At 64.0% G+C, this 12,903-nt stretch carries 12 protein-coding genes; 6 read left to right on the forward strand and 6 right to left on the reverse strand.

Annotated elements, in window-relative coordinates:
* Positions 1–155: 155 nt before the first annotated feature.
* From phoR to C8E00_RS11445, 4 genes are all read right to left on the reverse strand, one after another.
* A complete protein-coding gene (gene phoR / locus C8E00_RS11430) occupies positions 156–1,478 on the reverse strand; it encodes a phosphate regulon sensor histidine kinase PhoR (protein WP_133697619.1) in 1,323 nt (440 codons plus the stop codon).
* A 5-nt stretch (positions 1,479–1,483) separates the two neighbouring features.
* On the reverse strand, positions 1,484–2,173 hold the full coding sequence (phoB, locus tag C8E00_RS11435) for a phosphate regulon transcriptional regulator PhoB (protein ID WP_133697620.1): 690 nt from the start codon (positions 2,171–2,173) through the stop codon (positions 1,484–1,486).
* Positions 2,174–2,274: 101 nt separating this feature from the next.
* The gene (gene ubiA / locus C8E00_RS11440; protein WP_133697621.1) at positions 2,275–3,171 is read right to left on the reverse strand and encodes a 4-hydroxybenzoate octaprenyltransferase; all 897 of its coding nucleotides are present in this window, start codon (positions 3,169–3,171) and stop codon (positions 2,275–2,277) included.
* Between the two features lie 46 nt (positions 3,172–3,217).
* Positions 3,218–3,766, reverse strand: a complete 549-nt coding sequence (locus C8E00_RS11445; protein WP_133697622.1) for a chorismate--pyruvate lyase family protein — start codon at positions 3,764–3,766, stop codon at positions 3,218–3,220.
* 126 nt (positions 3,767–3,892) lie between these two features.
* Between C8E00_RS11445 and C8E00_RS11450 the strand changes: the two genes are divergently transcribed.
* The 5 genes from C8E00_RS11450 to C8E00_RS11470 all read left to right on the forward strand — a co-directional run bounded on the left by C8E00_RS11450 (position 3,893) and on the right by C8E00_RS11470 (position 8,792).
* Positions 3,893–5,053 (forward strand): FAD-dependent oxidoreductase, encoded by a 1,161-nt coding sequence (locus C8E00_RS11450; RefSeq protein ID WP_133697623.1) that lies wholly within the window; start codon positions 3,893–3,895, stop codon positions 5,051–5,053.
* A gap of 130 nt (positions 5,054–5,183) precedes the next feature.
* Entirely contained in the window at positions 5,184–5,477 is a 294-nt protein-coding gene (locus tag C8E00_RS11455; protein WP_481752912.1) for an HU family DNA-binding protein, read from the forward strand.
* A gap of 91 nt (positions 5,478–5,568) precedes the next feature.
* Positions 5,569–5,928 (forward strand): hypothetical protein, encoded by a 360-nt coding sequence (locus C8E00_RS11460; RefSeq protein ID WP_133697625.1) that lies wholly within the window; start codon positions 5,569–5,571, stop codon positions 5,926–5,928.
* 109 nt (positions 5,929–6,037) lie between these two features.
* Positions 6,038–8,224 carry a YccS family putative transporter gene (gene yccS, locus C8E00_RS11465; RefSeq protein ID WP_133697626.1) on the forward strand — a complete coding sequence of 729 codons (2,187 nt, stop codon included), beginning with the start codon at positions 6,038–6,040 and terminating at the stop codon, positions 8,222–8,224.
* A gap of 133 nt (positions 8,225–8,357) precedes the next feature.
* Complete coding sequence (locus C8E00_RS11470) at positions 8,358–8,792, forward strand: XRE family transcriptional regulator (protein WP_133697627.1); 435 nt, start codon at positions 8,358–8,360, stop codon at positions 8,790–8,792.
* Between the two features lie 28 nt (positions 8,793–8,820).
* On the opposite strand, the gene recG is transcribed toward C8E00_RS11470, so the two are convergent.
* Together recG and C8E00_RS11480 are read right to left on the reverse strand one after the other, a co-directional pair.
* On the reverse strand, positions 8,821–10,914 hold the full coding sequence (recG, locus tag C8E00_RS11475) for an ATP-dependent DNA helicase RecG (protein WP_133697628.1): 2,094 nt from the start codon (positions 10,912–10,914) through the stop codon (positions 8,821–8,823).
* On the reverse strand, positions 10,911–11,831 hold the full coding sequence (locus C8E00_RS11480) for a hydrogen peroxide-inducible genes activator (RefSeq protein WP_133697629.1): 921 nt from the start codon (positions 11,829–11,831) through the stop codon (positions 10,911–10,913). Before C8E00_RS11480 ends, recG begins: the two co-directional genes overlap by 4 nt.
* 117 nt (positions 11,832–11,948) lie before the next feature.
* Between C8E00_RS11480 and C8E00_RS11485 the strand changes: the two genes are divergently transcribed.
* Positions 11,949–12,827: an SDR family oxidoreductase gene (locus C8E00_RS11485; RefSeq protein WP_133697630.1), complete on the forward strand. Its 879-nt coding sequence runs from the start codon at positions 11,949–11,951 to the stop codon at positions 12,825–12,827.
* Positions 12,828–12,903 lie beyond the last annotated feature (76 nt).

A 12,903-nucleotide genomic window follows, 5' to 3' on the forward strand; every position in this document is an offset into this window, starting at 1 on the left:
CAGCGCCAGTACGATGGATGGTGCCAGATGTGGCCGATCGTCCATCCTGGCCCGGTCGACATGACGAGTGCCCACATGCGCGTGGGCACTCTTTTTTCTATCTAGCTGAGCCATCAGTTTAGGAGATCCTTCTCAGAGGGATGCCACGCTGAGGGCTAGTCGCCGCCCACGGCACGTCGTTCTTCTTCGGGGGCGACGCGCACGCGCGTGGCGGGAAACACGCAACGAAAGAGCGCGCCCTGGCCAGGGTGGCTGTCGATGTCGAGATGCGCGTCGTGGCGTAGCAGAACGTGCTTGACGATCGCCAGGCCCAGGCCGGTGCCGCCGTTGGCGGCGCTGCGGCCCTTGTCGACGCGGTAGAAACGCTCGGTGAGGCGTGGCAGGTGCACGGGGTCGATCCCGTCGCCGTCATCCTCGACCTCGACCGCGGCACCCTCCTTCCAGGCCTTCCAGCGCAGCGTGACGGTGCTGCCCGACGGCGTGTATCGCACGGCGTTGAAGACCAGATTGGAAATGGCACTGCGTATCTCGCCTTCGTCACCCAGCAGACTGTGGTCGGTGTGGATGTCCAAGGTGATTTCGTGACTGCCCGCGCAGAGGTGGGCGGCATCGTCGCGAATGTTTCCCAGCAACGAGGCCATGTCCAGCGGGGCCGGGTCGTCGCGGGTCTGATCGGTTTCCAGCTTCGACAGCAGCAGCAGGTCCTCGACGAGGTTCTGCATGCGCTGGGTCTGGTCCTGCATCTGACCGAGACCGCGCTGCCAGCGCGACGGAAGTTGGTCGGCCTGATCGAGATAGGTTTCGAGGTAACCGGTCAATACGGTGAGCGGCGTACGTAGCTCGTGGGACACGTTGGCGACGAAGTCGCGCCGCATTTCTTCCAGGCGATGCAGCCGCGAGATGTCGCGGGCCATGACCAGGCGCTCGTTGTCGCCGAACAGCGTGACCTGGTACTGCAACGTGATGTCATCGCGTATCGGCGAGGCCAGGGTCAGCGGTTCGCGGTAATCGCGGGCGTTGAAATAGGCCACGAAGCGCGGGTCGCGCAGGAAGTTGGTGATGTGCTGGCCGCGATCATGAGGGGCTTCAAAGCCGAGCAGTTGAGTCGCGGCGCTGTTCCACCATTCCAGGTCGCCATGCCGGTCGAGCATGACGACGGCGTCGCGCATCGCTTCGCAGGAATCCTGCACGCGGCGGATGATGTCGCGCAGGTGGGACTGCGATTGACGCTGGGTCTTCTGATACTTGTAGAGGCGATCGAACAGGTCGCCCCAGACGCCGGCGCCGACCGGTGGCGTATCATGCGGATGCTGGGTCAGCCAGACATAGAGCGCGCGCAAATGGCGCAGATGCAGATAGACATAGAGGCCCAGACCGGCGGCCAGCCCCCAGCCGGGTACACCCAAAAGCCATCCGAGGACACCGAGGCCGATGACGAGATACGCCAGACGCCACAGTTCATTGGTCCAATAATACACGTGCGCTACTCTTTGGTGGAGAAGCGATAACCGGTGCCGCGTACCGTCTGGATGAGGTGTTGGTGGTCATCGCCGAGCGCCTTGCGCAGGCGGCGAATATGCACGTCGACGGTGCGCTCCTCGACATAGACATTGCCACCCCAGACCTGGTCGAGCAACTGACTGCGTGTATAGGCGCGCTCCTGATGCGTCATGAAGAACTGCAGGAGCCGATACTCGGTGGGACCCACGTCCAGCGCCTCGCCGTTGGCGCTGACCCGGTGGCTGACGGGGTCGAGACGCAAGCCGTCGATTTCCACCGTCTCTTCGACCCCGGTGGGCGTGGCACGCCGCAGCACGGCCTTGAGGCGTGCCACCAACTCTCGCGGTGAAAACGGCTTGGTGATGTAGTCATCGGCGCCGGCTTCCAGCCCCTGGATCTTGTTGTCTTCCTCGCTCTTGGCGGTGAGCAGGATGATCGGCAACTCGGCGGTGGCGGTATCGCGTTTGAGACGCCGCGCCAGTTCGATGCCACTGGTACCGGGCATCATCCAGTCCAGCAGCAACAGGTCGGGCTGGTCGTCGACCACCATGGCGTGTGCCGCCTGGGCGTTGTCGGCTTCCAGCACGCGGTAGTCGGCCATTTCCAGCGCCACCGCGATCATTTCGCGGATGGACGCTTCGTCATCGACGATGAGCACGGTCTTGGCGGTCATGGGCGTAGGCCTCTTGCGGATCGCGATGGCGCGAATCACTCATGAATGACATCAGCATGACGATTACAACGCGCTAATGTGACGATTTCGTGACACCCGGCCTATAGCATAGGCCATAGCGACAAGGCGATGCCCGCGAAGATCACCAGTCCGGCCCAGTGATTGTTGAGAAATGCGCGGAAGCAAGGATCCCGCTCGCGATAACGAATCAACGCGTGCTGGTAGACGAAGATCGCCGCCATCGCAGCCAGCCCCAGCCAGAAGAAGCCCCCCAGTGCCAGGCGCAGGCCGACCCACGCCAGAAGCACGATGGTCACGCCCTGCAACAGCCCGATCATCAGCCGGTCGGCGCGGCCGAACAGCACTGCCGTGGATTTGATGCCCACCTTGAGATCGTCATCGCGGTCGACGATGGCGTATTCGGTGTCGTAGGCCACTGTCCAGGCCACATTGGCGGCAAGCAGCAGCCATGCCTCGAGCGGTACCTGGCGCTGAACGGTCATGAACGCCATGGGAATCCCCCACGAGAAAGCCGCGCCCAGCACCACCTGGGGAAAGTGCGTATAGCGCTTCATGAACGGATAGGTAGCTGCCAGCGCCAGCGCCGCGAAGGACAACAGCACGGTGGGCAGGTTGGTCAGGCAGACCAGGCCAAAGGCAATCACCACCAGTACCGCGAAGGTGGCCTTGGCCTCTTTCTCGGAGATGCGCCCGGTCGCCAATGGGCGGTCACGCGTGCGCTTGACGTGGCCATCGAAATGCCGATCGGCGTAGTCGTTGACCACGCAACCGGCGGCACGCATCACGTACACGCCGATGACGAAGATCAGCAGCGTGCTGCGTTCGGGGATGCCTTCGGCCGCCAGCCACAGGGCCCACAGCGTCGGCCACATCAGCAGCCAGGTGCCGATGGGGCGATCCAGACGCGTCAGGCGCAGGAAATCCGGTACACGGGCCAGGCCGGTAGGGCGCGCAGCGTCGGATGGGTCGGCGGACATCGGGCTCTCCTGTGAAGACGTGCCTGTAACAACGTGAGCGATCAGCTTAGCGCGATGGTAGCGCGAGGTCAGCGCCCATGGTGTCGAGAAAGAATTCCTGGACGAGGATCGACGTTCGCCCCAGGCGCAGGAGCGAGCGCCGTCCCCAGGGCGCGGTATGGCCGGATGCCGTGACGAGCACGGGCGCCGGCGAGCGAATGATCTCGATAGGGCCGCGCTCGAGATGGGGGTGACGAAACAGCCAGTTCCCCAGCGAGCCCGTGCCCAGCGACTGCAGTCGCGCGCCGTGAAGCGATGTCAGCGGGGCCACCGAACGGGCCGCGACCCAGGGTGTTTCGCCCAGCATCAGCAGGACCTCGCGTCGCCAGAGACGGGCTCGAGGGTCGAGTCCCAGCGCTTGGGCTTCATCGTGTCGGGCGCCGCTGATGCCCTGCGCGAGCAGCCGTACCCTGAAGGGCTGTGTGCTGGCGGCGCGCAGGCGCGCGGTCAGCGAATCGCGCGAGGCTACCCAACGCCACCAGGCGGTGCTCATCAACGGGCGCTGGGCGGCGGCCGGTCGCCAATGCGGGCCGCCACTGAAACGATCGTACGGCATGAGATCAGTCAGGCTAAAAGTGCATTAGTGTAACATGTCGATGCGACGCGCTTTTTCGACATTCGGCCGCGCTCGGTGGCCGTCGACGCGTCGTCATCCATTCGTCATGTGTAGCACGAGGCGTCAATGAGCGATCCCTTGATCATCGTCGGCAGTGGCATGGCCGGCCTGGGCTTGGCCCGGCAGATACGTGCCCGCGATACCCGACGCGCCATCACCCTGATCACCGCCGATAGTGGCGACGATTATTCGAAACCGCTTTTGTCCACGGGCTTCGCCAAGGGAACGCCGCCCGAGCGTTTGGCCATGCGCTCCCCCCTCGATGTGGCCGATGCGCTACAGGCCGTGGTGCGCACGCATACCCGGGTCGATGCCATCGATTCCCACGCGCGGACACTCGCCATCGGTGCAGAGCGTCTTCCTTACAGCGAGCTGGTGCTGGCCACCGGGGCCGCCCCCAGCGCGCCCTTCACGGTGGCGGACGAGGTGTGCGATCGCGTCTTCACCATCAACGATCTCGACGACTACCGGCGTTTCCATGCCGCCCTGTCGCGCCATGGCAGTGCCGCGCGCGTGGCGATCGTGGGGGCCGGGCTGGTGGGTTGCGAGTTCGCCGACGACCTGCTGGCCGGCGGGCATCGCGTGGCGCTCGTCGCCCCTGAGCCAACGCCCTTGGCGCGCCTGTTGCCGCCGCCGTTGGGTCAGGTTCTGGGCAAGGCGCTGGGCGATACGGGCGCCGATTTACGCCTGGGACGGAGTCTCGAGCAGCTGCACCGTGACGATGCGGCGGTCACGTTGACGCTCGATGATGGCGAGGCGTTGTCCGCCGACCTGGTGCTGATCGCCACGGGGCTCTCGCCGCGCACCGCACTGGCCGACACCGCCGGCCTCACGCTCTCCGATGCCGGCATCCAGACCGACCGTTACTTGGCGACGTCTCGACCCGGCATTCATGCATTGGGCGACTGTGCCTGCGTGGCAGGGCTCAATGCCATGTACGTGCAACCGCTTCAGGCCAGTGCCAAGGCGTTGGCGGCGACGCTGACCGGGACGCCGACGGCGGTCGCTTATGGGGCCTGGCCCGTGCTGGTCAAGACCCCGTCATGCCCGGTGGTGGCCTTGCCGCCGCGCCAGTCACCGACGCGCTGGCGGATCGAAGGCAAGGGCGACGACCTCAGCGCGCTCGCCGAGGATGAAAACGGGCATTTGCTGGGCTTTGCATTGACAGGCGCTTGTGTACGTCGGAAAGTCGAGCTGGCGCGGGTCGCCCCGCCGTTGCTACCCTAGCTTAGGTCGTCATGCCGGTAGAGGCCGGTTGGACGCACTATGTCGGGTAGGGTAAGCGTTACGCCAAAGGCGTGGCGTCCTTTTCGCTCATTGAAAAACAACAAGTGGCATCAACAAGGTGTCGCATTCGTTGCCAAACCAGGAGGGCTTTATGCGCAAGCCAGAACTCGCCGCGGCGATCGCCGAGCGTGCCGATCTTTCCAAGGACAAGGCCAGTCAGGTCCTTAATGTCATTCTCGATGAGATCACGGATACCGTCTCCAAGGGCCAGGATGTTTCGTTGATCGGGTTCGGTGCCTTCACCGTACGCGAGCGTGCTGCACGTACCGGCAAGAATCCGCAGACGGGCCAGCCGTTGACCATTCCGGCGAGCAAGACCGTGGCCTTCAAGCCCGGTAAGGCGCTCAAGGACGCCGTTAAGTGAGTGAAGGCACGGAGCGCTCGGGTCATCCGTCATCCACCGACGCTCCGTGCGATTTCTCCTTTCCCCTCTTCTTCCGTGTGGTGAGGCGCGCATGAAACTGCGTCTGATGCTGTGGCTGTTGGGTGTCATGCTCAAGCGTGCTCGACGCCGCAATCCGCGTTTTCAGCAGATTCTATCGGACATGAGGCGTTTCGATTGGGGCGTTGCCACCGAGGATCTCAGCCTTGCGCGGCATTACCGCATGCGCCCCGATGCCATCGAGGACGCACCGGGCTTGCCCATCGATCTTGATCTGGAATTGCGCTTTCGCGATGCCCGCGCCGGCGAGGCGTTTCTCAAGCACCCTTCTGCGCGTGCATTCTTCGATGGCCTGCGCAGTGGTCGCCTGCGGCTGGTCGGCGACTCACGCGATCTGGAGCGCTTGCAAGGGCTGCTCAAGCATCTGCGATAGTCTCCACGGCACGGCGGACATCGCCCTGATTCGGTCGGATTCGTTATACTAACGTCGTAGTGTCGTGCTTGGCGCGACTTCCTGGCCTGTCACCGCCCGACCGAGAGATATGCTACCCACGTCGTTGACCCAACCCCTGAGACGCCTCTGGACTCTGGAGTCCTTCGCCTACAGCTTGCGCGTTTTCATCGCGCTGGCCGGCGTCATGGCGCTGTGCTGGTATCTCGACGACATGGGCAAGCTGATTCCCCTGTTTCTCGGCATCATCGCCAGTGCCCTGGCGGAGACCGACGACACCTGGCAGGGACGTCTTCAAGCATTGCTGGTGACATTGGTGTGTTTCGCCGTCGCTGCGCTGTCGGTGGAATTGACCTTTGCACATCCGGTGATCTTCGCGGTGGGGCTCGGGGTATCGAGCTTCGGCATGACCATGCTCGGGGCGGTGGGACAGCGTTATGCGACCATTGCCACCGCGACCTTGATCCTTGCCATCTACACCATGATCAGCCTCGAGCAACACGGTGGCGTGGCATTGGGCGCGCTATGGCGCGAGCCGATGTTGCTGGTCTCGGGCGCGGCCTGGTATGGGGCGATCTCGGTGGTGTGGAGTGCCTTGTTCTCGCGCCATCCGCTCAAGTTGAGTCTGGCGCACGTCTTTCGCGAGCTGGGCGTGTACCTGCGCCTCAAGTCGATGCTTTTCGAGCCGCTGAGGGGGCTGGATATCGAGCAGCAGCGTCTGGCGCTGGCCCAGCAGAATGGCCGCGTGGTGGCGGCGCTCAACCAGAGCAAGGAGATGATCTTCCGGCGTCTCGAGGGCCAGCGCGGCGGGCGCAAGCTCAATCGTTACCTGCGGCTCTACTTCATCGCGCAGGACATCCACGAGCGAGCGAGTTCCTCGCATTATCCGTATGGCGCACTGGCCGAGGCCTTCTTCCATCACGACATCCTGTTTCGTGCCCAGCGTCTGCTCGATCAGCAAGGGCGTGCCTGCAAGGCATTGAGTCGTGCCTTGCTGCTCGATCGTCCCTTCGACCATGGGCCCAGCGCCCAGGCGCTGGAAGATTTCAACGCATCCCTGAACAACCTGCATGCTCAAGGGCGTGACGAATGGCGCGATCTGCTGCGCTCGCTGGCGGCATTGGGCGACAATCTGGCGACCCTGGAGGACAAGCTGGCGAGTGCCGACAACCCCGATGCACGTGCCGATCACGAGGACAGCAGCCTGTTCGACCGCTCGCCCCGTGGGCTACGCGACGTCGCCGAACGCCTCCAGGCGCATGTCAGCCTGACGTCACCGGTGTTCCGGCATGCGCTTCGCTTGAGCGTGACGCTGGTGGTGGGCTATGGCGTGCTGCACTGGATTCATCCCACCCAGGGGTACTGGATCCTGCTCACGAGTGTCTTCGTGTGTCGGCCCAATTTCGGGGCCACGCGGCGTTTCCTGCGTCAGCGAATTCAGGGCACGGTGCTGGGTCTGGTCGCCGGCTGGGCGCTGATCACGCTGTTTCCCACCGAACCCATTCAAGCGCTGATCGCGGTGGCGGCCGGCGTCGCCTTCTTCGCCACCCGTGCACATCATTACACGCTGGCGACGGCGGCCATCACGTTGATGGTGCTGTGTTGCTTCAACCAAGTCGGTGACGGGTTCGGGCTGATCTGGCCGCGTCTGTTCGATACCTTGCTGGGCGCCGCGATCGCGGGACTCGCCGTACTCTTGATCCTGCCCGATTGGCAGGGGCGCGGCCTGCACCGCCAAGCGGCGGCGACGCTCGAGGCCAGCGCGGCTTATCTGCGCGCAATACTCGATCAATACGCGCGTGGCAAACGCGATGACCTGGCCTATCGGTTGGCACGGCGCAATGCCCATAACGCCGATGCGGCGCTTTCCACGACGCTGGGCAATGTCCTGCTGGAGCCGGGCCACTTTCGCAAGGATGCCGATGTCGGGCTGCGTTTTCTGGTGCATTCGCACACCTTGCTGAGCTATCTCTCGGCGTTGGGAGCCCACCGCGGGGCAGCCGGCGCCGCAGGCGACGACAATGAAGCGGTCACGGCGCTGGCCGATGACGTGGCCGAGACGCTCGAGCGGGTGGCGCGCCAGCTCGCCGCGGGCGAGACGATCGCGCCAGGCGAAGATACCCTGACGCGACAGGCAGGCCTGCTGGAGGCATCGGCCGCCGAGGAAACGTGTGATGAGCGTCGCTTGCTGCAGACGCAACTGGCCTTGATCTGTCGCCAGCTCGTCGCGGTGAGCGAGGCGGCGACCCGCTTGTCGACCCAGGCTTCGCGCGAATGAGGGCGCTGCGGGTAAGTCGTTGCTATCGCGGCATAATCGCTACCATGAAACGTAACCGATAGTGTGGTGTTATCTTCAAAAACATAGCGAACTGGTTACGTCGTAGAGGGGCGAGACGTCTTACTGTGCAGGCATGAAAGATGCCAAGACACAATTCGCCCAACGCCTGCGTGACGCCATGCAACAAGCCGGCTATGCGCCCAAGCCCGCCGTGCTGGAGCGCGAGTTCAATCTACGCAACCCAGGACGCCCGGTGACCCTGCACGGTGTACGCCGCTGGCTGCGAGGCGAGACGTTGCCCACCCAGGACAAGCTCGTGGTGCTCGCCGAGTGGCTGAAAGTGCCGCCGGAAGCGCTGCGCTTCGGCACTCACGTGCAGCATCGTGTCCATGAGCGCGATCATTTGTGGGAAGGCTTGAGTTACCGCGAACGCGACACCCTGGAAGCCTTCGCGAGTCTGCCGCCGAGTCAACGTGCGATCGCTCGCGAGGTCATCATGGCACTGGCCAAGGCCGGCAAGTGGGAGCGCCAGGTGGCGCAGGCCGACGACGATGCATCGTCATCGTGAAGGATAGGGCGAGGGCGCATCGCGCCCGTCAGACATGCCCGTAATCCCCGGCGTCTTCGCCCAGCCAGCGACGAATCAATGGCGTGGCGGCCTCCGGTGCCTCGTCGAGCAACGCGCGCGCCAAGGGACTTACGGTGTCGAGGAGGTCACGGTCGCGCTCCAGGTCGGCGATCTTCATCTGTGCCAGGCCCGTCTGGCGAGTACCGAGCACCTCGCCGGGGCCGCGTAGCTCGAGATCCTTCTCGGCGATGCGGAAACCATCGCTGGTATCGCGCATCACCCCGAGCCGCTCGCGCGAGTGGTGCGACAACGGTGGATGATACAGCAGCACACAGAAACTTTCGGTCGCGCCGCGCCCCACCCGGCCGCGTAGTTGATGCAGTTGGGAGAGCCCCAGCCGCTCGGGGTTCTCGATGATCATCAAACTGGCGTTGGGCACGTCGACTCCTACTTCGATCACCGTAGTGGCGACCAGCAGGTCCAGCTCGCCCGCCTTGAAGGCGTCCATCACCTCGGCCTTTTCCGTCGCCTTCATGCGGCCGTGCACCAGACCGACCGCCAGATCGGGCAGCGCCTCGGTCAGATGCGCATGGGTGGCCTCGGCGGCCTGACAGGTGAGCGCCTCCGATTCCTCGATCAGCGTGCACACCCAATAGGCCTGATGGCCCTCGGCGCAGGCGCGCCGGATGCGCTCGACCACTTCGGGACGACGTTCGTCGGGTACCGCCACCGTTTGCACCGGCGTGCGCCCGGGCGGCAACTCGTCGATCATCGACAGGTCGAGATCGGCGTAGGCGCTCATTGCCAGTGTGCGCGGAATCGGCGTGGCGGTCATGATCAACTGATGCGGGGTGAGGCCGCCGGCCTCGCCCTTCTGGCGCAGTGCCAGGCGCTGGTGAACCCCGAAGCGGTGCTGCTCGTCGATCACCGCCAGTCCCAGTCGATGGAACGTCACATCGTCCTGGAAAAGGGCATGCGTCCCCACCGCGACCTGGACGCGCCCATCGGCGATGGCGGCCTTGGTGTCCAGGCGCGCCTTGCCCTTGAGCTTGCCGGCGAGCCAGCCGACTTCGATGCCCAGTGGCGCGAACCAAGCGCGGAAATTGCGATAGTGCTGCTCGGCAAGAATCTCGGTGGGCGCCATGATCGCTGCCTGGCAGCCACCGGCGATGGCGGCCAGGGCGGCCATGGCGGCGACCACGGTCTTGCCGGAGCCGACGTCGCCTTGCACCAGGCGCAACATGGGAACGTCACGTTTCAGGTCGTGGCCGATTTCGTCGAGCACCCGCCGTTGCGCGCCGGTCAGCGAGAACGGTAACTGGGTCAAAAAGCGGGCCTGCAGGCTACGACCGCCGCCCAATGCGGGCGCGTTATCGGTCTGAATGCGCAGTCTTACCTGGCGCAGGCTGAGTTGATGGGCGAGCAGTTCCTCCAGCGCCAAGCGTCGCTGGGCCGGATGCTGGCCTTCGGCGAGTTGTGCCACCGGTGCATCGGGTGGCGGTTCGTGCAGGTAGCGCAGCGATTCGAGCAGTCCCGGTAGCCGAAAACGCTGACGTAGCGTATCGGGAATCCAGTCCGGCAGGGCCTCGGACATCGTCTCGAGCCGCTTGAGCGCTTGCTGGATCAGGCCGCGCAGGCGTGGCTGGGTCAGCCCCTCGGTGGCGGGGTAGATCGGCGTCAGATGCTCCTCGACCGGGGCGTCTTCCTGGCGCAGCAGGCGGTATTCGGGATGGTAGATTTCCAGTCCCGTTGCGCCTGCGCGCGCCTCGCCGAAGGCGCGCACGCGCAGGCCGCGCGTGAATTGCTGCTGCTGCGCGGGGGAGAAATGGAAGAAGCGCAGGCTGAGGATGCCTGAGCCGTCCTTGAGGCGCACCAATAGGCTGCGCCGACGTCCCTTGACCACATCGGCCGCGGCGATTTCCCCCTCGATCACGGCCTCGGTGCCGGCGCGCAGGGTCCCGATCGGCGTGATGCGGGTACGGTCCTGATAGCGCAGTGGCAGGTGGAAAAGCATGTCGGCGATACTGACAATGCCCAAGCGGGCGAGTTTGGCGGCCAACGCGTCTCCCACGCCGGTCAGGTCGCTGACCGGTGCATCCAGCGCCTTTATGTCATCGCTCATGCCGCTTGAATACGCTGCTGTTGGAACGTGTCGATGGCCTCGGTCAGAGCATCGATGGCCTTGGGCCGGGGGAAGCTGGCGCGCCAGGCGATGGCCACCGTGCGGCTGGGCACGCTATTGGCGAAGGGCCGGCTTTCGAGCAGTCCCGCTTCGTAATGGCCGGTCCCGATGGCCGACTTGGGCAGTACCGTGATGCCCAACCTCGACGCCACCATGTGGCGGATGGTCTCCAATGAGCCGCCTTCGGCGATCAGTGTATTGCCAGGATTGTTGAGCTGGTTGTTGATGGCGGGGCACGCCTCGAGAATCTGATCGCGGAAGCAGTGGCCCTCGCCCAGTAGCAGCAACTTTTCGTGCAACAGGTCCTCCTTGGCAATGGCGGTCTTACGCGTCCAAGGATGCCCGCTGGGTAACAGCACTTCGAACGGCTCTTCGTAGATCGCCTTGGTCAGCACATCCGGCTCGTTGAATGGCAGTGCCACGATCACGGCATCCAACTCGCCGCTGCGTAGCTTGCGACGTAAATCCCCCGTGAAGCCCTCTTCGATGTACAGTGGCATCTGTGGCGCATGACGCGACAGCTCGGGAATCAAGTGTGGAAACAGGTACGGACCGATGGTATAGATCGCCCCGATGCGCAGCGGACTCGCCAACTGATCCTTGCCCGCGGTGGCCATTTCCTTGATGAGGCCGGCCTGTTCGAGGACACGATGCGCCTGAGCCACGATCTTTTCGCCCAGGGGTGTGACCTGTACGGTGGATTTGGAGCGCTCGAACAGAGCGATGCCCAGTTCGTCTTCCAGTTTCTTGACGGCCACCGAGAGTGTCGGCTGAGACACATGGCAGCGCTCGGCAGCGCGTCCGAAGTGGTGCTCTTGGGCCAAGGTTACGATATAACGAAGTTCTGTTAGGGTCATGGGCTGGGCCTTTTCGGGCCTCCTGAGCGGTTCAATGGTTCAACACGATATTCGATGCAAGGATCTTTCTACCAAGTAATTTTACTCAGGGACTTTTTACCAAGGGGCTAGGGAAAGGTGAAGAATACGACTCTGATTATTGGTTGTGGCGACATTGGTATCCAGCTAGGCAAACGGCTCATCGACGTCGGTCAGCGGGTAGTCGGCGTGCGTCGCAATATCGCGCCGCTCGCGGAGACCGGCATCGAGGCCCTGGCACTGGACGTCACCGATCCGGCGGTGTTGTCACGCCTGCCAGACGCGGAGACCATCGTCTATATACTAAGCGCTGCGCGCTTCGACGAAAACGCCTATGCCGATGCCTATCCCAAGGGGCTCAAGGCGGTGCTCGGCGAACTCGAGACGCGCGCCACGCCACCCAAGCGCGTGTTTTTCGTCTCATCGACCGGCGTCTATGCCCAGCAAGCCGGCGAAGTGGTCGATGAAACCTCCGAGACCGAGCCCACCGGATTCTCGGGGCTGTTGATGCGCGAGGCCGAACAAGCGCTGCTCGACCATCCGCTGCCCGGCACCGTGGTACGTTTTTCCGGGATCTACGGCCCGGGGCGCGATCGGTTGATCCGCCAGGTCAAGGAAGGGCGCGTCGCGGCGGCGAATCCGCCGATGTATTCCAACCGTATCCATCGCGACGATTGCGTAGGCGTGCTGGCGCATTTGATCGCCCTGGCGCTGGACAACCAGCCGCTGGAGTCGCTCTATCTGGCCAGTGACTGCGAGCCGACACCGTTGCACGAAGTCATGACCTGGATGGCCGGCAAGCTCAAGGTCGAGCTCACCGAGACCATTCAGTCGCCGTTACGGCGCCGGGCCAGCAAGCGCTGCGACAACACGCGGCTGCGTGACAGCGGCTACCGCTTTCAGTATCCCACCTTTCGCGAGGGATACGAGGACGTTCTGAAGCAAGGCGGTTTTCTGAGTGCCACGGAAAACGCCTGACGCCCGACAGACGCTCGGCATTTCCACCCGGCGGATGTGACGCTGCAACGACGAATTCGTGTCAGCAAGATGACGT

This window comes from Chromohalobacter marismortui, assembly GCF_004364315.1.
GTDB lineage: Bacteria > Pseudomonadota > Gammaproteobacteria > Pseudomonadales > Halomonadaceae > Chromohalobacter > Chromohalobacter marismortui.